The following is an 18,392-nucleotide window of genomic DNA, read 5'->3' as shown; positions in this document are numbered from 1 at the left end:
AGGTAATCAGTTCGCCTTCCGAGTAACGGTGTACCAATTATCCTGGTCATACGCTCGCAGCAGCGCGATGTCCGCGTCCGTGAGTTCTCGGAGAGTGACTCCGCCTGCATCAAGCCGGTTGATGAGTTCGAGGAGGCCTTCTGGCGTATCGGTCGGCGCATGCTGAAGGAGTGCCAAGAGCGTGTCGTGATCGCTGCAGAACGCCAGGATGCTAGCGCTGTCGACCTTGGGGCGGTTTGCCTTGGCCTTCATCGAGTCATAAAGTCCACTCGCCTCCCGCCGCTCATCGGGGTTGAGGGTGGCGAAGCGAGCAGGAGAGACCTCCTGAATGCGTGCGGTGGCCCACGACTTCCAAAGCTGCCTGAGGGAGGTACTCAACTCGCTGGTGAACGCCTCCAAGGCGCGCCTGGCATCAACGAAAGCCCGGTCTCCGGGCAGACCGCCGCGCGATTTCGATGCGAGTTTGGCTCGTGCAGTGTCGAACCCGGACACATCCAGAGTTAGACCGGTGCGCTCGTGTAGCAGCACCGCGGTCCGCTGCTGCACCATCGCTGCCTGCAACGCTGTCCGCACCTCATCGATACGGCGGAGGACCCGCTCCTGGTCGTCTCGCTCCTTTTGGCTTTCGGCAATGCTGCGGACCGTGTTCTGCAACTCCTGCGATTTTTCCAGAACCGTCACGTTGCTCATATGCCTGCCTCCATCCGGGATGTGGAGTCATCTACGGCCTGCTGCCACTCCACGAGCAGTCCTGCCAACTGGTCCGCGGCATCGCTGACGGCGTTCTGGTTCTGCATCCGCGCTGCCGCGAGGGCCGTGTCAAGCAAGGCGTCGGCGGTATTCAGGTAGTCGCGCATCTCCCGCAGATGCGTTGACCGTGGCACGGCAACCACAGCCAGAAGGCTTTCGGTCGACTGGTCTTGGAGGTTGTCGGTGACGCGGGACAGTTCTTTCTCCAGCACGGACACCGAATTCCAGTCGGCTTCTTCGACGGCTGCAGCCCGCATCTCCAACTCAGGCCCCTGTGGTCCAGTGAGGCCTTGAGCATTGGCCATCTGCAGAGCCGTGGACACCTGTAGGACGAGACGGTCACCGGGACCGCTCGACTTGGGGAAGTGTTCTCGGATCTCGTGGATTAGAGTGGCCAGCTCCTGCAGTTGACCGCGTACCGCGGAATCCAATCCGGAGCGAAACGGAAGTGCGGCCTCCCTGGCCCACATCGGCAGTTCAACACTCGACAGGTCCCACTCCTGCGCGGCCTTCCTCACGAGGGCAACGGCACGTGCCCCGTCAAGGACGTGGACAGCACCCGCGCCCTGGCCCAGCCCCAGAGAACTCAGCAGAGCTTCCACAAGCCCAGCGCGATGCTGCAAGTGCGCCTCAAGCCGCTTCGCCCATGTCTCGGTGCGCGACGAGTTATCCGCACGCGCCCACCCCTGCCCCTTCTCGAAGGCGGCGATATACAGGGCCTCGATCGGCATACCTGGGACAATCTGCCCGGCAAAGGCTGCCCCGAGGAGAGATACGCGTAGTCCAGCTACCAGGTCTTCATCGGAATGTTCAGCGTTGAGCGCCACCCGTTTACGCAAGTCCGCTCGGTGCGTCTCGGCCGTGCTGGCGAGTCTGACCACGTCTTGGGGTCGCATCCCGTCGACGTCCTGAGCGTTAACCCGGATCAGGCTCTTGAAGAACTCACCGTTTGAGGGATTTCGCTTCAGGATGATCGCTGCGCCCTTGCTAAGTTTCTCAGCGCTGGCGTCGTCGATCGAGACTGTGTTGGCCTTGTTGGTCCATCCGGCCCCTTCCGCATCGCTGACTCCAATCGGCTTGATTGGAGGCGTGAGCCAGTCCTCCCTGTAAAGAACCGATCGGGAGACCATGGTGCGGACGATGCTTGCCACCTCGGTGATGAGGCGGGAACCACTAGCCGCCCACTCTTCCACCACTTGGAGTTTGCGCTGGAGAGCGGGGGGAACTGTCGGAGTCTTTGGCGAATCGATGGGGGTGATCGCAGGCTCGGACGTCTCTCCCGCGGTCAAGGAGTCGACAGGGCCGGCGCCTTGACCGTCTAGGTCCAACTCCGGCAAAGCGAATGCCTCACCAATGCCCTGCGGCAGATTAACGAGTTGGTCTGGGGCATCAGCCCAGAACTCCAGTGCTTTGCGTCGGCGCTTGGCGTCCAGGTGGTCACGTGCATCGACCTCCTCACTGACGCTGTTGGGTAGTGCCTTGTCGACGCCCCTTACGGACTTGTAGTTGTCCTGGAAAAAGGCGCTCGGGAATTCACCCTTCTCGATCGACCTCTTGGCGTCGTTAAGGATCGGGATGACTCCGTTGCCCAGAACGGCGCGCGGGACGAATGCGTTGGGGTTTTCCTGCGGAGCCACACTGTGAACGACACGGGTCAGAGCCGCACGATTGAAAGGGTAGAGGCCGAACCCGTCGGCGGATGCACCGAAAGAACTGTGACACAGGGTACTTACGGTGCAGTCTTCGCACCCATTAGGGATCACGTCGCCGTCGGCACGCTCCAGTGCTTCACGCCCCACCCGGGCAGCGTTGAGGTACTTCGCCACGAAAGTGGCGATATCTTCTGTTCCCGTCTTGCCTTCTCCCAGGACAATGTCCAGGTTGTAGACGAATCCTCCGGTTGACGTGCCTATCCTGGTCGCTGCGGTTTCTGGAAGGTCATGAAAGTATCCGCTCGTGATCGCCATGAGGGTCCGCATGGGCGCGAGGACCGTCTTCCCGTACCGCTCTGAGGTTTCGGTGATCGCGTCAAGCAGGTCGCCCTGGACACCTTGGATGAGGGCGAAATCTTCTACCAGGAGGACGATCTCCTTGCCCTGGCGAGCGTAGATCTCACGTACTTTCTTCATCGCTCCCAGAAGACGTCCGCCTCCCAGTGACGACAGTTCCTGGACGGCCTTGTCCCAGTGCGCGTTGAGCAACTCAACAGCCAGTACCTGGAGTTCAGGTCTGGACATCAGCATGCCGAAGATTTGTCGCGTAGGAGCTGCCATGTCGCCGGTGATGGCATCTGGGCTCAAGGGGAGGTCGTCCAGAGAGAAACGTGGAGGACGCTCTTCACCGGACTCTCGGTCGCAGAGGAAATGCTCGGCGAACTGGGGGATAAAGTTGCCGGGCTCCAGCATCTGCTCCTGCAGAAGCGGATCCTGCAGGAGCAGGGAGATCCCTCTCGGCCCGACGAGTTGCCTTTTCTTCCCAGGGACCGAGTCTTTGCCGAGGTCAGCAAGAGTTACACTCAACTGGCTAATGAGACGGCGCGCCAACGAGGCAGTGGTGAAAGTCCCGGTAACCTGCCGGATATCCTTGCGGATCTGTTCGATCTCTTCGTCATCAACTCCCTCAAGGAGGGATTCGATAACATGTCGCAGACTTGTCTTGGACTTCTCGAGGTAGATAATCTTTCGGTCATCGAAGTGCTCGATCTTCTCTTTGACCCAACGCACCAGATGGGACTTTCCGGATCCAGATTCACCGACCACCGGCAGCAGCAACGTCCCGGTGTTCGTGCGCCGGTTTAGGAAGTCGTCCCGGACATCCTCTTCAGTGACGCTCTCACCCGTGCTGTTAAACGACCGACCATTGATCCGGCAACGCTGGATGCCCAGCCGCGTATGCGTGGAGAGGAAGACGGCAGGCGAGGCGACAACCGCTTCCGTCTGGATCGTGGAAAGCACGTTCTCCACGTCCCAGCAGACGTAGCGATGGAAGTCAGACATGGGCAGCCTCCTGTCGGGCGATGGAGGAGCAAAGGCGCATGGACGACTGCTCGGGGTCCTGCACCCTTATCGGTTGCTGCGCGTCCGAGTCACTACTCAAGACGAGCCACTTCTCGTACTTGCCTCGCATCAGAGCGAAGGAGACTGCCGCGCCGGCAGTCCGTTCGTCCGCAAGACCATAGCCCAGATTGTTGGAGATGGCTCCCCCCGGAAGGACGGGAAGGTGTTCCCGCAACAGGCGCAGGACACCCACGGCATCAGCAGGAACCCCCGGCGGAAGATGCTCTTCCAATACCTGTTGCACGGCCCGCGTGCAGTCCGGAATGTAGCGTTGGGCGATGTGCGGTGCCGGGGCTCCCAAGCCGAGGGAGGTCGCCCAGGCCATGAAGGGTGGCCACCGAGTGTCGTTCACAAAGACCAACTCTCCGTCAGGCGCGTCCCTTTGGTGTCGACTGTCCACCACGGTCCAATTGAAGGACTCCGAGAACGGATCGCGGGTCAGGCTCCATACCAGAGCCCGCCGCAGGTCGTCAGCAGTCTCGGCCGGTCGGTGCCCGCGCAGCCCTAGCACAGCGGACCGCAGTGCACGTTGGAAGGCGGCATAGTCGTCCCAAGAAAGCGCCGCAAGGTCACCCGCCAGGACCCAGCCTTGACCGTCACCGCTTTCCTCGGCGAGCCCAAGTGACCGCAGGGCGGCAAGGGCGTAGTGAACTGTGGTGGGCTTCGTCGATTCGCGGTTGTGCGGCTCGAGGAAGGTGCGGAGCGTGTCGTAGGCCACCGGCCCGGACTGCGAGGCCAGGAAGCGCACGACGGCCCAGATTTCTCCGGGATACGGTACGGGCGTGTTGAGCAATGCCATTACCTGAACTCGCTTCTCACGTGCTGGATGTTCAACGACGGATGAGTGGTCACAAAGGGGACTCCTGGCCTGGTCGGGTCCTCCACCTGCCGGGGGATCAGGAGGTAGACAGGGTCCCCATCCTCAAGCCGGTACCGGAGTTCTTCTTCGAGGAGCGATGTCGCCTCGTCGGCAACCCAGGCGAGGGTGGCCGGCGTGCCACCGCTCACCAGGCTGCTGTCGTTATCGACGAGCACCGGATGACCTGGCGCCTGTTCCTGTATCTGCCGGGCCAGTTCCGCGCTAAGGCCAGGTCCGGCGAAATGAGAAACACCCGACCGTGCCAGTTTCACCAGCACAGGCAGCAAGTTCTCCGCGCGCTGCGCAGGATCCTGCCAATAGATGCTGAGGTGCGAGGTTTGAGGATGCAGGTGGGCCAGAGGGCTGTCGGACGGGGCCCACTCGACAGCGGCCGGATCCGGCGAGAACGGCCTGCGATAGTGAGACGCCGCTCCTTCAGGCGGAAGTCCTTGACGCCTACACGCAGGACAGCCACGACAGGCTGCCATGGTGTAGTGGCGCCCACCGCTATTTCCCGCGATCGAGTAATACTCGGCCAGGGTGTCAGCAATGCACCGCTCGTGATCCAAGACCGTAAACATCACGAGCAGAGAGTTGCGCTGGGCATTCTTGACACTCGAGCGGATGCGCTCGTAGGCGACGCGGAAGTGCTCTGGATTGTTGGTCTGCCCCTCCACCAATTCAATCTCGATCCGGTCCCGAGCGGTTTCGTAGAACTCTTTAATCCGCGCCTGCCAGTCCACAGCATCTTCGCCGGGCTCGTGCATCGGGGGTGTTGGGGGGAAGATCCGGATCAGCCCGATGCGATCCATCATGTTGAGTAGGCGAACGTTCCAGTCCTTGTGCGTGGCGTACCCCACGGACATCCGCGGTGGCCGCACGGTCAAGTCGAGCGAGTAGCGGTTCCCGTGCAGGTGATGCCCCTTGGTGAACATCGCCCGCCACCGTCCCCACGCAGTGTCCGCCATGAGGATCTTCTGCTCGTTCAGGGACTGAGCTGTGAATCGGTCGCCCGGGGCGGACGCCAGGTAGGCGATCGAGGGACTGCCGTCGCGGCCGCCGCGTCCGACCTCCTGGTAGTAGCGGTCCACCGTCTCGGGCACGCAGGCGTGCACGACACTGCGGACGTCGTCGAGGTCAACGCCCAACCCGAAGGCGGAGGTGCCGACGACGACGTCGTACTCGGTCGCGACAGCGCCATGGCTCGTGCGGCCCGACCAGCCCTCAAGCGCACGACGACGCCCCGCATCGTTGATGTCTCCGTGCACCACGGCGACACGCTGCATCCCTGCAGCGCGCAGAGTGTTAACCCACTCGGCGGCGCGCTGCTTCTGGGTTGCATACAGCACCATCGGTTTCGGAAGGCGTGCAACAGCCCGGAGCACTGCTTGGGAACGCGCCTCTTCCGAGTCGAAGGCATCCAAGAAGTAGGCGGGTTCGCTGCGCAACTCGGAAGACCAAACCACCTGGGTGCCTTCACCGGAACCAAACAGGTCACGCAGCGTTGTCACCTGTTGCTCGGTGAGCGTGGCACTCATCGCGACTGTCCTTGGGGTACGCCCCGGGGGTGCGCCCCTGCGCCAAGCCCGATGCGGGGCGGCGAGACTCTGAAACCCTGAACGGAACTCGTTGCCCCACTGCTCGACGAGGTGCGCCTCGTCCAGGATGACGTAGTTCAGATGCCCGTCCTGGGCAGCGTCGCGCAGGGCTTTACTCAGGCCGGCGACCACGGCTTCCGGCGAAGCGATCACCAGTGCCTGCCGTCCAACTGAGATGTCCGATCGCATCTGCTCCTTTTCGGCCTCGCCCAACTCCCCGAAGTAGGCGTACCGCTTGTGCAGAGCACCAGGATCACGTCTGCTCAGCAACTCACGGACACGCCGCTCCATGTCGATAGCCAGGACCACGGTGGGCACAACCATCACGGATACGCCACTGCGTCGGCTGGCCAGCATGGCGCCGGCGAGCGCTACCGGTGTCTTGCCGTGGCCAGTGGGCAGGCAGACGAGAAGGGTTTCACCCGGCGGCATCAGAGCTACCGCGCGGGCTGCTTGACGCTGCCCTCTGGAAAGGTAGTACTCGTAGTCGAGAGCGTCCGTCCAAAATGGATCGGCCGACGCAGCTTGCAGATCTCGGGTCAGACTGGAGTCCTTGCCCAGGATCGCCTCACGGACCTGCGCAAGACCCGCCTCGTGCGCAGGTTCGGCGCCTTCGCCCGGGGCCCACTCCTGGCCCCGCACCAGCACCCGGCTCCCGTGGACCACCACGTCGCAACCGCCTGCTCGCCACTGATCGACGTTGGGTAGCCCCTCTCGCAACGGCACCGACAACCGGCCTGTCCGTCCCAGTGCCTGGTGGTGCAAAAGCAGTTGCCGAGTCAGCGAGACGATGTCCAGCCAGCCTGTGCCTCCGTTGGCCATCCCAGCCAGGGCATCTCTCAGACGGCGCAGGGCACCTTTGGCCAGTATGTCCTGTTTCACCTCGGGCCATTGGTTGAGTAGGTGCTGAGCGCTCACCCATGCGTCGTCAGACATCAGTAGGCCAGTTCCAACCCGCGGCGGATCAGGCAGGCGGCCGCCACGACCCCGACAACCGGCTGCGACAGCCCCTCGGCGAGAGAAGTCAGCACTTTCGCATCGGTGACCAGGCTTTCAGTGTCGCGCAGCAGTCGGCCAGCCGCCTGCCGAGCCTGGGCCTGCGAGTGCAAAACGGTGGAAACTTCCAGCGCCTTCTGCTGGGCGTCCTGGCAAACTGCTGCGAGATCCGTGTGTTGGTGCAAAAACCTCAGCGCTGCCTGCTGTGCGTCACGGACGTACGTGGCCGCATGCTCCTGACCTCCGAACACCTCAAACAACTCCGAGACGCGCTGACTGTTGTAGTTGCGGTCACCCTTGCTCTTGTCGTAGCGACGATTCAAAAAGGCCAACTGGCCCTCGATGGTCACGGGCGCATTCGTGCCGGCCTCGATCCAGACGCGCCTGATTACAGGAGGGAAGATCCGATCCGCCTGGCGACGCAGAGCCCTTGCTGCGTCCGCGCTGTCTTGGACATGCTTCAGCGCGGCAGAGGTGTCCGCCTGGATGAGGAAATCGAACCCGAAGTACGGCTGCGGTTCGTGCCCCGGCGGCATCCCCGGGTCGATCCGCCGGAAGGCGGCACTCTGCCCGAGACTGTCATTGAGGACGGCATCAGACAGCATATCCACCAGGGGATTGCCGATGCGGAACAGCCGTGCGTCCCGACTGCGCAGCGCTCGCGACCGGTTGAACATCGCATGAGCGATCTCATCCTTCGGGATACGGTTCTTGATCCGTTCCCAGTGGCGAGGAGCGAGAAGCGGACGGCTTGACCCGTTGTTGATCAGAAAACGCCGCGCCGGGGATCCCGCGATGGTGCGAACGAGGGAATGCAGTTTGATCCCTCCTCCTTCGCCGTCTGTGTACGCAAGGAGCGCCTCTTCTGTCTCGGACCAGTCACGCTCGACATCAGTCAGCGCGGCCGGAACGCTGCGCAGACGCTGCGACGACACGTGGATGGATTCCAAGAGATCCATCTTGCGGATCTCGTCGCGTTCCTTGCCAAGTTGGGCAAGCACGTCCTGCTTCTGCGCCGTCAGCCCTTCCGGCCCTTCCTCAACTGCCCCGGTCCATACACTCATGAGCGACTGGGCTATAGCGTCCTGGAGGGTGGAGACGGAACCGTCGAAGACCTTGTAGGCCTCCCCGAGCAGAGTGGCCCATGCCTCAGTAAAGGAACCGTCAGGGCCCTGTTCCTCGGCCAGCCGGATCTGGGGCGCGGGACCGGCGGCTCCGAGCAAAGCCGGGCCCGGGTAACGGTCAACGCGGCCTAGACGCTGTTCCAGTTGGTTGGGCGACCAGGGAAGCCTCAGATGGACGACGCAGTCGGCTGCCTGCAAGTTCAGGCCATCTTCGGCTGTGTCGTCGGCCAGGAGCGCCGCCTGCGCGGGCGTGGGGGCGGCCCACCGAGAAATCTCGCTTGCCGCTTTGGCCGCGCCCAGCGTACGCGTGTGCTGAGCGGTCACTACCTTCGGGAAGTCACGGCGCAACCTGCCTGCGAGCGCGTCAGCCAGTCGGCCGGGGCCACAGAAGACGACGGCGCGCTTTGCCTTGCGCAGCACGGGAAGAAGTGCTCGGATGACGTGCTTCAGGTTCTCCTCGCTCGGCTCGGCGCCCGCAGGCCAGTCTTTCTCCGCTTCAGCCAGCACGGCCTTCTCACACGCAACCACTGGCACGCCGAGGAGTAGTTCCCTCTCCTGCCGTGAGAGCCCCGCACGTTCGCCAGCATAGGCGTCGCCCTGCACTCGCCACCGGAGCGCATCGATGGTGTCGTAGGGAAGCGCAGGTGCCCGCGATGTGAGAATCGCCAAGGGCATGGCGAACTGCGAGAGTTGATTGCTCATCCTCTCGTTCTCCAGGTGCTCGCGCACCGCGCTCCACCAGCGCATCACGAATGCATCCCCGGCCTCTGCAACCGCCGATGGCGAGTGGATGAGTTCAGGTCGCCGGCGGCCGCGCACCTCATAGGGAAGTGCCTCGGCGTCCGGGCCGCTGCCCTCTCGTAGCACCGCCTCACGCCGGTTTCGAATCACTCGGCGGTGGATCCGGTACGTCTCACTGATGTGAGCACGCAACTCAATGACCCGACGGGCAAACTCATCTTGCGCATCGGGGTTGATCAGCTCGTCCTCCTCGTCGAGCATGCTGAGGACCTCGTCCGCGAGCTTGGCCAGACGGACATCACTAGCGGGAACTTGTGCTTGGATGTCCTCGATGGAGTCCCGGATGACGTACGTGTACTCCGGGTTCAGGGAGTAGACAGAGTCGGCCAGAGCCTCGCGCATGCGATAGCGGTCCTCGAAGTCCTGGCGCCGCTCCCACGAGTAGAGTTCTTTGTCGAGCAGATGAAGCAGCCCGAGGTTCGTCAGGTATCCGGACGTCACGGGGGTGGCGGACAGCAGCAGCAGCCGATGGGCCGAGTGCGCGAGTTCGCGCAACTCCTTGTAAGGCGTCTCATCTGGGCCTACCTGCACCAGGGCGTGAGCCTCATCCACGACGACGAGGTCAGCCTGCCTGTAGCTAGCCCACTTTTCGGGATTTTCGTGACTGCTGACGACGATCGTTGCATCAGGGAAGTCCTCTGTGTGGAACTTGTTCTTGAGTTCGGACACCCACTGACGACGAAGAGCAGCCGGAGAGACCACCACCACGGACGCTTCGGGCTTGTCGATGAGGATTTGGCGCACGACATACCCGGCCTCGATCGTCTTCCCGAGGCCGACCTCATCGGCCAGGAGGTACCGCTGGACCGGGTCGGAGAGGACCGTGAGCGCGGCGTTCACCTGGTGCGGAAAGATCTCCACCGTCGACGACAGGAACGTGCTCATGCCGGCGCAAGCGCCGCGCTGCCGGACGAGGTTTCTAAGGATCGGGAGCCTTGCGTCCCGGTACGGCGCCGTACTGCCGCCGCGGACTGTCAGATCCGCTGCGGGGTCCAACACAGGTCGATCCCACCGCACGTGGAGATCTTCCTCAGGAACAGGTAGGTCGTAGTCCACATTGGGGAATCGCACGAAGTAAGAACGCTGGGCGGGCTCTGCCTGTATTACTCGACCTGCGTTCCATAGGCCATCCGGACTTTTCCACCAGATGCGCTCCTCGCGCTTCAGAAGGACCCGTTGAACCAGGTGGTCCGCCACCCACTGCGACTGTGCGATCATCGCAGCCGGCGACTCGAAGTAGTCAACGCGGACGCGTCCCGCATCCATCTCCCCGACCTTGCCGATCCCCGGCCCCCCCGGCACCCAGGCAAAGGCGCCAACCTGCCTTACGCTGCTCGCGTGGCCCTGCTTCACGATCTTGCCCCCACCCGTTGTGCAGGTCGCCCTCCCCAGGGCGCAGCGCCGCCCCGGCGCCACAGCAGCACATCCTCTACCATTTGACCACAAGTTCTCTAGGTCGTTGAACTCTTGAGGATGCGCTGTCTGTAAAGAGCGGACACAGTGGCACCCCAGGGCGTGTCGAGTTAGCGCCCCTGTCGCTCTCTTTCGGTTGTCGAGCCGTACCGGTTTGTGAAGTCCGAATTACCGGCGGGCGGTTGGCGCTGGGGGGTGATGGGACCGTAGTGTGAGCTCGTATTCGGCAGGTGGTACGTCGCCGACAGCGGAGTGCAGACGGCGGTGGGTACCAGCCGATCCATTCGACGAGTATTCGACCTGGTCACGGGTGCGCCATGTCTGTTGGCGGATCAGCGCGGCTTGAAGCCGCCATTCAGGGCTTCAGCCATGGCGTCGTCATAGGAGCCGACCACCGAACCGACGGATGCCATCACGCCCGACGTCGGCTCGGCGGGCGACGTACCGGAAACTGGCGCATCGGGCTGGCTCAAACCGGTCATCGCAACACCTTGATCGCGGAGGTGTGCGTGGGAAGGCCGAAGGGCTGGTGACGAGCGTGATGGGGCGCCCGGCGATGCGTTCACCAGTGAGCACTGCAGGGGCTGGCCACAGCTAGGACAGCCCCTGCAGTGTCAACACCAAATTGTCGCTACTTGCTGGCCTGTCGACCGTACTGTCCCGCTGGCTATCCCTCGGTGGCGGCAAGCAGGCGGTGTAGGTCTGCGGTGACTACTCGGTAGGTGGCGCCTATGCGGATAACTTTGCAGGGGAAGCGATCCTCGCGGGCGAGCTGGTAGGCGCGGGTTCGGCCTAGGCCGAGGGCTCGGGCGGCGGTTTCGATGGTTGTTGTGGTGGGCAGGGCGGCGAACTCCTCCGGGGTCATCGGTTCCATGCTCAAGCCTCCGGAGTGCTCGGGCGGCGAGTGCGGATCAAGCGCTTTCGTTCGCCGGTGGGAGGTGGCGGGAGGAGTGTCGGATCGATGATCGGTCTGGGGAAGTCGTTGGCCGCCGCCGCCACTCCGGCCTCGTCCACGTAGGTTTTGCCTCCGATGGTTGGGGGCGTTTCGCGTCCGCGGGTGGCGCGGGAGTGGACTGCGTTGATGGCCGATTGGGCATCGCTGAGGGCCGCGCAGAGAACTCGGGTGTGCTGTCTGGCCTCGCCGAGAGCTTGGCCGTGGCGGCTCAGCACGTCGGCGAGCTCTCCGTCCTGGTCGTGGCCGAGACGGTCGGCCTGCAACTCCCGGAGGAAGAAGCGATGGATCTGGTCGAGGACCTGATCGAGGCCGTAGGTTGCTGCGCTGAGGTTGCCGAGGATGGTGTACGCAGTGCCGGGGAGAGTGAGGCTCGGCGGGCCCGCTGTGGCGTAGTTGAGCTGGCGGACATGTTCGTACAAGTTGGTCGCGAGGCGCGTGGTCTCTTCGTCGTTACGAGCGGTCGGGGGAGCCTTCGTTTCGTCGGTCATGTGGGTCACTCCTTGTGGCGTTGGGGCACGTGCGGGGGCTGTGGTCGGTCATGGCTTCGCCTTCCTTGTGTGGTGGGATGAGGGTGCGCGGGCTCGTTGTCTCGAACGCCGCACCGGCACACATCTGCGTATCGTTACGCTTGTTTACGCTCCGTTAGCATGCAGCGGCGTCGATCGTTACGCCACGACCACTAGCGGTGTGGCGCCAACTTCTCTGGTCGCTACTGCGATGGGCGGCGAGTGGTGCGTGCCGGCGGCGCGGCCGCAGGTCTGGTGGATCGGTAGGGGCGGTCTGCCTGCAACTGAGGGAAGGGCAAGGGGAACCCGTCGGCAGCGAGCCGCGCAGCGTTGTGCTCGGGTGTGTCGTTCGCCGGCATTCGGAACAACGTCGGGGTAGTTGGCCATGTGGTCGGTTGGTGGAGTCCGACGAGTTCGGCAGCAGCCTTGCGGGCTGCAGCCGCTTGGGCGAAGCGTTGCTGCGATTGCCGATGCTCCGCGATCGCTTCGATGAGGGCAGCGAGCTGCACGATCAGTTGGGAGAGGACGCTGGCGAGGCTCGGGCGATGACTGTGCGATCCTCCGATCTGGGACAGAGCCAGAACTCGCGCAACCGTACGGAGGTTCGTGCCGTAGGGCGTGGGGGGTGATTGGCGCCCGTAGGGTTCGCGAGCTGTTCGGTCATAGGAGTCTGCCGCGCGGGCGAGTTCGTGCACCGTCACCACTTCACCACCCGTGCCGAGGCCCGCATCAAGATCTCGACCTGGATCGCCGACTTCTACAACACCAGCAGGAGGCACAGCGCCAACGACGGGCTCGCCCCGATCACGTTCGAGCAGCGGATGACAGAAGCACGGGAAGCTTCAACGGCCCAGCTCAGGGCCGAAGTGGCATAACACCGTCTCCACGCTTTCAGGGGATTGACAGTGCTTCGTCGGCGACTGCGAAGGCACCGCCCCTCACAGCCGCGGCCCTCTTCCTCCGGCTCGAACCTCGCGGCGCCTCATGGCTGCAGACAATCACGAGCAAGAGGGCGCCGTTGACACTGCCATCGGTGTCGCTTCAGCGGACGGGAGGCGCCAGGTGCGGTGGGCCTCGCATGATCCGGCGGCAACCGACCAGAAGCCAGCCGAGGAGGCTGCTCCGGCGGCGTGGCTCCGGGGGCAGGCCAGAACTGACCCCTTGCGGGAGGCGCCTTCCTTCTCGGCGTGTCCCAGGTGCCGTCGAGCGCCCGAGGTGGTGATACCTCGTGCTGGACGTGGAGGCTTCCAACGCTCCGGAGAGCCAAGCACTCGAAGAACGAGTCGATCCGTCGAGCGAGATCAGAGGCGTTCTTCGCCTCGACCAGCCGATCTGGCAGCAAGGCCCAGAGGGAGCTGGTGTACTCGCCCCAGTAGATGCACATGCCGGGGTACCGTCGCCGCAGGGCTTCCACCGCCTGGTCGAGATCGAGTTCCCCTGCCAGGCCGGGGTTCCACACGGCGGCAGCATCGGGGAGACCGCTGGGCCGGGCAGCGTACTCACGGTAAGTCACAACGTCACCTCCAGAGCGAGCGCGACAGGCTCGTCAGGTGATGGATGGCCAGGACGGCCGAATGGGGCGTCGTGCGGCCGGTGGATTCCGGGGGAACAGGCCACCGACCGCACGACTGGCCGACCAGGACGGTCGGCGAAGGACGCGCACCAGGGGGTGTAGCGCGTGTCCTGGTCTCAGCGGTTGATCAGGGCCCAGGCGGCGTGACCGTCGGCGCAGTCGTCCTGACCGGTCTCGTCGGCGTACGCGTCGGCGAGTATCAATCCACGTCCATGCTCGGCGGGGTCGGCTTCCTCATCAATGCGGACGGGGACAGGGCCGTCGTCCAGCACCGTGAGGAGCGTCTGCCGGTTGCCGATGAGCAGTTCGACTCTGATGCGGCCACCGGGTGCGCCACTGGCCGAGTGCCAAAGCGCATTGGTGCCGTACTCACTGACGATCAACTCGAACGCCTCGGCCAGTTCGGGCTCTTCGGCGAGCAGCAACCGAACCCAGCGGCGTACCAGCGGAATCGCCTCTTCACGGCCCGACACATCGATGCACCACAACTGATCGGTCTCGCTTGGTGCCGTCCTTCGTGTGATGAGGACAGGGGCGTTGCTCCGAAGAGTTACGGTATCGCGGACGGCTCTGACTGCGTCCGCCTCCGTCGCGGTGGACGCCTGGTCGGGATGCGTCTCGACCACGTGCAAGGAGCCAGTCGGGTCGTTGGGACCGGAGGGCGTGGGCCTCCTTGGGGCTATTCTCATCTGGTCTCCCGTCACGGGGGATGGAGGCCGCGCGGCCGGCCAGGGGCTCCAATCCGTTGTCCGGTCGCGCGGCTGTCTTGTGCGTGCGGTGGTCCGCTCGAGTTCGTGCTTTCGCTGCTTACTCGGCAGCATCTGACCACGCTCCGAGCCAAGCGTCAATGCACTGTGCATGATCTTTCTTGCTTTGTGTTGTTGAATCTGTGCACAGAGCTACTGATTTCCGGCAGACTGAGGCCATGGCACCGGCACCCCACAGCCTGACCGCTCGCGGCCGCAGGCTGGCCCGCGAACTCAGAGCCCACCGCGAACGCGCCGAGATGACGCTCGACCAGGCGGCCGCAGCACTCGGCTGGAACCGGTTCAAGCTCGGCCGGATCGAGGCCGGGAAGACCAGGGCCACAGCGGCGGACGTGGGCCGCATCCTCGACCTCTACGGCACCGAAGACTCCGTGCATGCCGCCCTCGTCCAACTGGCACGCGATGCTGGCCGGCGCGGATGGTGGACCGCTTACTCCGGCGTCTTCACCGGCGGATACGTCAGCCTGGAAGATGAAGCATCAGAGATCCGCACCTACCACGTACAGCTCATCCCTGGCCTGCTCCAGACGGAGGACTACGCACGGGCCATCATCTCCGCAGGTGTCCCCAACGCCCCGGATGAGGTGAACAAGCGACTCCACGCACGCATGGCACGCAAGACACTGCTCAGCCGTCCAGATGCACCCTCACTCAAGGCTGTGCTCGCTGAATCGGCGTTCCGGCAACTCATCGGCGGCCCACAGGTGATGCGTGACCAACTCGTCGAACTCACCCGAGTCGCCCAGCGTCCCAACGTTGACCTCCGCGCCCTGCCATACACGGTCGGCGCCCGCGCCGGGGTCGAGGGTTCTTTCGTCATCCTCAGCTACTCCGACCCGCTGGACCCCGACATCGGCTACTCCGAAGGCATCTACGGCAACGTCTACATCGAAGGTGCAGACCACGTGGCCCGATGCAACGCCGCCTTCGATGCCATCTGGGACGCTGCCCTTGGCGAGGACCAGAGTGCAGCTCTCATCACCGCAATCGCCGCAGAGCTGTAGATACCCTGACCGTATGACCCCCTCCGCAGACCCTTCCTCCGTCGTATGGCGCAAAGCCTCCAAGAGCACCGCGACGGGCAACGAGTGCGTTGAACTCGCCGCCAAGGCCGACGTCATCGCCGTGCGCGACTCCAAGCGCCCTGCCGGACGCGACGTGACGATGACGCGTCCGGCGTTCACGCTGCTCGTCGATGAGATTCGCCGAGGTCATTACGACCTCTGAGGCTCCAGGCGGCGGGTGAGCCCATCGGAGGCCGCTCGAACGCAGCGCAAGAGATGTTGCGCAAGTTGGTGGAGGCCCCATTTTGCATAGTGGGGGGAACTCGGGCGGCATAGTCATCCAGGAGGCCGGCTCGGCACGTTGTAAGGCAGGGCGAGTATCCGCCGGGCAAACCCTACGGAGCGATGGTGTCGGTGTACGCCGCGTCTACCTCGGCCGTGAAGGTGTCCTCAGCGTGGTCGCCGTCGGTGATGGAGACGCGGGATTGGCGGCTTCGGGTCCAGAAGGCGCGCATGTCCGGGCTGGTCATGAGGAACCGCAGGGCATTGCGCAGTTCTGAGAGCTCGATCGTGTGAGTCTCGTAGGCGACCTTCTGGAGATTGAGGATCAGGTTGCAGTAGTGGTCCTTGCGGGTCGTTTGCTCACCGGGTGCGGGGGCTGGCCAGACCGAGAGAAGCTCGCTGTCCTCAATGGCCATCTTGATCAGGTCGGTGTGCAGCTCGCGCATCGCGAGTTCGCTGCTGCGTAGCTGCTCTTCCTGGGCGATCCTCAACTCTTCACGCTGGTTTCGCAGCTCACGGCCCTGCATCAGGAGCGCGGCGGTGATACCCAGGAAGGCGGCACCGGAGAAGAAGACCGCGACCGGACTGACCGCCTCGCCGACGTCCGACCAGCGCGCCAACTCGTCGTCCTCCAACTGAAGCAGGAGAAGAACCGGGACGAGGACGCAGAGGACCACGATGAGGAGCCCCGCGCTGATCGCGAGACCCGTGGGGAGGACGCGCCTCATTCTGCCTGTCATGGCACCGCCATGTTAGGCGCGGGATGTGTCCGGAATGCCTTCCAGTGGCCGCATCTGCTCGCCCCGGGTACGCAAGTCGTCGGCGATGTCCGCCAGGGCGTGCAGCGTCTCTTGGTGATGAGTGAGCCAGCCGCCGGTCTGGTGGCCGACCGGGCCAGGTCCGTAGTCGTGGATGAGGGCGGTGTGGGAGTCGAACAACAGGAAGTCGAAATAGCTCTCCACGGGAGACGGCGGCACGAAGAACTCGATGTCTTCTCCCAGCCGGCTCCGCACCTCATAGTTGATCATTTCGTAGTGAAGGTAGTCGGTGAGCGGGTAGGAGAGCAGCCGAACCCGGGTGAACTGCAGGTTCCGGGACCTCACCTCATCGCGAAGAGGCTGGTCCCCCATCGCCTCTTCCTCCAGAAGGCGGCGGGCCAGCGCGGCGTCGCCCGCCTGGAAGGCCTCCTGCGATCGGACACCGTCTGCCTCACGGTATGACTGCCAGCACTCCAACTTGAGGAAACGCCGCTCAGTGCGTACCCAGGCCTCACCGAACGACTCCAGGAAGCCCTCCAGGGTGAGCCGCTCGCTGCCGTCCAGTGCCCACGCAGGCGGTTGATGCATCATTCGTCCGGGATGTCCTTCTTCGCGGCGATGAGAGTGGTGCGTGTGATTCGAACGATGCGTTCGTTCGGTGCACACCGGGCGTCTTTCAGCGGATTCGACCCAAGCTCTTCGGTAATGTCGACACCGATGACCGCGAATGCACCATCACTGAGAGTGAGAATATCAGGGGAGCCGGTCGTCGAGGTCGTGTCACCGCGCTCAGCAGGCGTTTTGCCGAGCCGACCGGTCGCCTTCATGCGAACCTCCTGGATAGAAGCCACCGACGCCCCTACCCGAACCACATCCCGAAGAAACGCTTGTCGCAAGTTCATGGCCTGATGGGGCCAACTGAAGTATGCAATACGAAGAAGCGATCAGCAGGTATCGGGCGATACGATAGCCATAAAAACGATTGACCCGAATTCCTGATCAGGCGCAAGGCATTCTGGGGTGCGGGTCGAAGGCGTCCGTTCCCAAGACCTTGGCCTGAGTACGGCCCTCGAACGGGTAGGCGCCGTACGGTTATTCCGACGGGCCGCATCTCTGGGCAAGGTGCGCGGCGAGCTCGCCGACCGGGACCAGGGTCTGCTCCCCTGTGTCCATGTCGCGCACTGGGAGACGGCACGGCCACCGCCGACCGAATGGTTCACACACGATCGCCGCGGTGGCCGTCTCTCGTCTGTGTCTCGATCACATCGAGATCACCAGGGGGGTTGGAGTATCAGCGGAGGAAATTGCGTGCCGCCATTCCCATCGCTCCTGCCATGAAGAATGTTGTGACCGCCAGCACGTCAGGCTCGTCACCTCCGTGAAGTCGAGTCAGGACAGCGACTCCACCGGCGACAAATGCAGCGGAAAGCAGGATGATCGCCAGCCAAATTGACTCGCATGATGAATTTCTTTTTGGCGACATCGAACTGTGCCTCGCTTTCGACGTAGGGATCGATCTGCCGCATGAGCCAAACCTCTTGGCGCGACGTTGAGGAGTCTACGAGGCGATCTGTCAGCTAATCTGTCAGCTAATCTGTCAGCTGGAGAACTTTCCCACCCGATTTTGGGTCGGCCTTGTGGACGGAAGCGATAAATATCCCTCTCTGTCCGAGTTACAACCAGTGACAGGGTGTCCAGTTGAGACAAAACAGCTAGGCCATATCTGCGGGTGAGATGCACACGAGCCGCCACCACGGCGGCTTCCCTCTCATTGACGACTACCCTTAGTGAAAGCACTCCGCCGCGTGCATATGCACGTGCATATGCCCTTGAACAGGCCAGGGCATATTGGACTCACTGTCAATGCACAGTGCATGGCTTCGCAGCCGCAGCCAGGACGCGTCACGTCGAAGCTCCATGACCCATAAACTTGCTGACCCAACGTGCCGT

15 protein-coding genes are annotated in these 18,392 nt (G+C 63.5%); 3 read left to right on the top strand and 12 right to left on the bottom strand.

The window, feature by feature from the left end:
• Positions 1 to 6 precede the first annotated feature (6 nt).
• The 8 genes from ABGB11_RS04760 to ABGB11_RS04725 all read right to left on the bottom strand — a co-directional run bounded on the left by ABGB11_RS04760 (position 7) and on the right by ABGB11_RS04725 (position 12,040).
• Positions 7 to 690: a hypothetical protein gene (locus tag ABGB11_RS04760; RefSeq protein WP_347629146.1), complete on the bottom strand. Its 684-nt coding sequence runs from the start codon at positions 688 to 690 to the stop codon at positions 7 to 9.
• Positions 687 to 3,746: a protein DpdH gene (gene dpdH / locus ABGB11_RS04755; protein ID WP_347629144.1), complete on the bottom strand. Its 3,060-nt coding sequence runs from the start codon at positions 3,744 to 3,746 to the stop codon at positions 687 to 689. The genes ABGB11_RS04760 and dpdH overlap by 4 nt, the downstream gene beginning before the upstream one ends.
• Positions 3,739 to 4,605 (bottom strand): protein DpdG, encoded by an 867-nt coding sequence (dpdG, locus tag ABGB11_RS04750; RefSeq protein ID WP_347629142.1) that lies wholly within the window; start codon positions 4,603 to 4,605, stop codon positions 3,739 to 3,741. Before dpdG ends, dpdH begins: the two co-directional genes overlap by 8 nt.
• Positions 4,605 to 7,199, bottom strand: coding sequence for a protein DpdF (gene dpdF, locus ABGB11_RS04745; protein WP_347629140.1), 2,595 nt, complete (start codon positions 7,197 to 7,199; stop codon positions 4,605 to 4,607). Before dpdF ends, dpdG begins: the two co-directional genes overlap by 1 nt.
• Positions 7,199 to 10,537, bottom strand: a complete 3,339-nt coding sequence (gene dpdE / locus ABGB11_RS04740) for a protein DpdE (protein WP_347629138.1) — start codon at positions 10,535 to 10,537, stop codon at positions 7,199 to 7,201. The genes dpdF and dpdE overlap by 1 nt, the downstream gene beginning before the upstream one ends.
• 392 nt (positions 10,538 to 10,929) lie before the next feature.
• A complete protein-coding gene (locus ABGB11_RS04735) occupies positions 10,930 to 11,079 on the bottom strand; it encodes a hypothetical protein (RefSeq protein ID WP_347629136.1) in 150 nt (49 codons plus the stop codon).
• A gap of 185 nt (positions 11,080 to 11,264) precedes the next feature.
• Complete coding sequence (locus ABGB11_RS04730) at positions 11,265 to 11,462, bottom strand: DNA-binding protein (RefSeq protein ID WP_347629134.1); 198 nt, start codon at positions 11,460 to 11,462, stop codon at positions 11,265 to 11,267.
• Positions 11,463 to 11,473: 11 nt separating this feature from the next.
• The gene (locus ABGB11_RS04725; protein WP_347629132.1) at positions 11,474 to 12,040 is read right to left on the bottom strand and encodes a hypothetical protein; all 567 of its coding nucleotides are present in this window, start codon (positions 12,038 to 12,040) and stop codon (positions 11,474 to 11,476) included.
• A gap of 707 nt (positions 12,041 to 12,747) precedes the next feature.
• Between ABGB11_RS04725 and ABGB11_RS04720 the strand changes: the two genes are divergently transcribed.
• Complete coding sequence (locus tag ABGB11_RS04720; protein WP_347629130.1) at positions 12,748 to 12,933, top strand: IS3 family transposase; 186 nt, start codon at positions 12,748 to 12,750, stop codon at positions 12,931 to 12,933.
• A gap of 814 nt (positions 12,934 to 13,747) precedes the next feature.
• Here ABGB11_RS04720 and ABGB11_RS04715 read toward each other — a convergent pair.
• Complete coding sequence (locus tag ABGB11_RS04715; protein WP_250373925.1) at positions 13,748 to 14,257, bottom strand: ATP-binding protein; 510 nt, start codon at positions 14,255 to 14,257, stop codon at positions 13,748 to 13,750.
• 299 nt (positions 14,258 to 14,556) lie between these two features.
• On the opposite strand from ABGB11_RS04715, the gene ABGB11_RS04710 reads away from it, so the two are divergent.
• Positions 14,557 to 15,402, top strand: a complete 846-nt coding sequence (locus ABGB11_RS04710) for a helix-turn-helix transcriptional regulator (RefSeq protein WP_250372829.1) — start codon at positions 14,557 to 14,559, stop codon at positions 15,400 to 15,402.
• Between the two features lie 13 nt (positions 15,403 to 15,415).
• A complete protein-coding gene (locus tag ABGB11_RS04705; RefSeq protein ID WP_347629127.1) occupies positions 15,416 to 15,625 on the top strand; it encodes a DUF397 domain-containing protein in 210 nt (69 codons plus the stop codon).
• A 172-nt stretch (positions 15,626 to 15,797) separates the two neighbouring features.
• On the opposite strand, the gene ABGB11_RS04700 is transcribed toward ABGB11_RS04705, so the two are convergent.
• The 3 genes from ABGB11_RS04700 to ABGB11_RS04690 all read right to left on the bottom strand — a co-directional run bounded on the left by ABGB11_RS04700 (position 15,798) and on the right by ABGB11_RS04690 (position 17,269).
• Positions 15,798 to 16,319: a DUF6082 family protein gene (locus ABGB11_RS04700; RefSeq protein ID WP_347629125.1), complete on the bottom strand. Its 522-nt coding sequence runs from the start codon at positions 16,317 to 16,319 to the stop codon at positions 15,798 to 15,800.
• A gap of 117 nt (positions 16,320 to 16,436) precedes the next feature.
• Positions 16,437 to 17,033: a DUF6879 family protein gene (locus tag ABGB11_RS04695; protein ID WP_347629123.1), complete on the bottom strand. Its 597-nt coding sequence runs from the start codon at positions 17,031 to 17,033 to the stop codon at positions 16,437 to 16,439.
• Positions 17,030 to 17,269 (bottom strand): hypothetical protein, encoded by a 240-nt coding sequence (locus tag ABGB11_RS04690; RefSeq protein ID WP_250372825.1) that lies wholly within the window; start codon positions 17,267 to 17,269, stop codon positions 17,030 to 17,032. Before ABGB11_RS04690 ends, ABGB11_RS04695 begins: the two co-directional genes overlap by 4 nt.
• Between the last annotated feature and the right edge of the window lie 1,123 nt (positions 17,270 to 18,392).

It is taken from the genome of Actinomadura sp. B10D3 (assembly GCF_039871695.1).
Taxonomy (GTDB): domain Bacteria; phylum Actinomycetota; class Actinomycetes; order Streptosporangiales; family Streptosporangiaceae; genus Spirillospora; species Spirillospora madurae.
The sequence above is the reverse complement of the archived record's forward strand: the minus strand, read 5'-3'. Positions and strand labels throughout refer to the sequence as shown.

What these genes read in the sequence shown, in the direction of transcription:
- ABGB11_RS04710 (WP_250372829.1), top strand. Translation starts at nt 14,557, where the DNA reads ATGGCACCGGCACCCCACAGCCTGACCGCTCGCGGCCGCAGGCTGGCC.
- dpdF (WP_347629140.1), bottom strand. Translation starts at nt 7,199, where the DNA reads ATGTCTGACGACGCATGGGTGAGCGCTCAGCACCTACTCAACCAATGG.
- ABGB11_RS04705 (WP_347629127.1), top strand. Translation starts at nt 15,416, where the DNA reads ATGACCCCCTCCGCAGACCCTTCCTCCGTCGTATGGCGCAAAGCCTCC.
- dpdG (WP_347629142.1), bottom strand. Translation starts at nt 4,605, where the DNA reads ATGGCATTGCTCAACACGCCCGTACCGTATCCCGGAGAAATCTGGGCC.
- ABGB11_RS04690 (WP_250372825.1), bottom strand. Translation starts at nt 17,269, where the DNA reads ATGAAGGCGACCGGTCGGCTCGGCAAAACGCCTGCTGAGCGCGGTGAC.
- dpdH (WP_347629144.1), bottom strand. Translation starts at nt 3,746, where the DNA reads ATGTCTGACTTCCATCGCTACGTCTGCTGGGACGTGGAGAACGTGCTT.
- ABGB11_RS04725 (WP_347629132.1), bottom strand. Translation starts at nt 12,040, where the DNA reads ATGACCGACGAAACGAAGGCTCCCCCGACCGCTCGTAACGACGAAGAG.
- ABGB11_RS04735 (WP_347629136.1), bottom strand. Translation starts at nt 11,079, where the DNA reads ATGACCGGTTTGAGCCAGCCCGATGCGCCAGTTTCCGGTACGTCGCCC.
- ABGB11_RS04730 (WP_347629134.1), bottom strand. Translation starts at nt 11,462, where the DNA reads ATGACCCCGGAGGAGTTCGCCGCCCTGCCCACCACAACAACCATCGAA.
- ABGB11_RS04760 (WP_347629146.1), bottom strand. Translation starts at nt 690, where the DNA reads ATGAGCAACGTGACGGTTCTGGAAAAATCGCAGGAGTTGCAGAACACG.
- ABGB11_RS04695 (WP_347629123.1), bottom strand. Translation starts at nt 17,033, where the DNA reads ATGATGCATCAACCGCCTGCGTGGGCACTGGACGGCAGCGAGCGGCTC.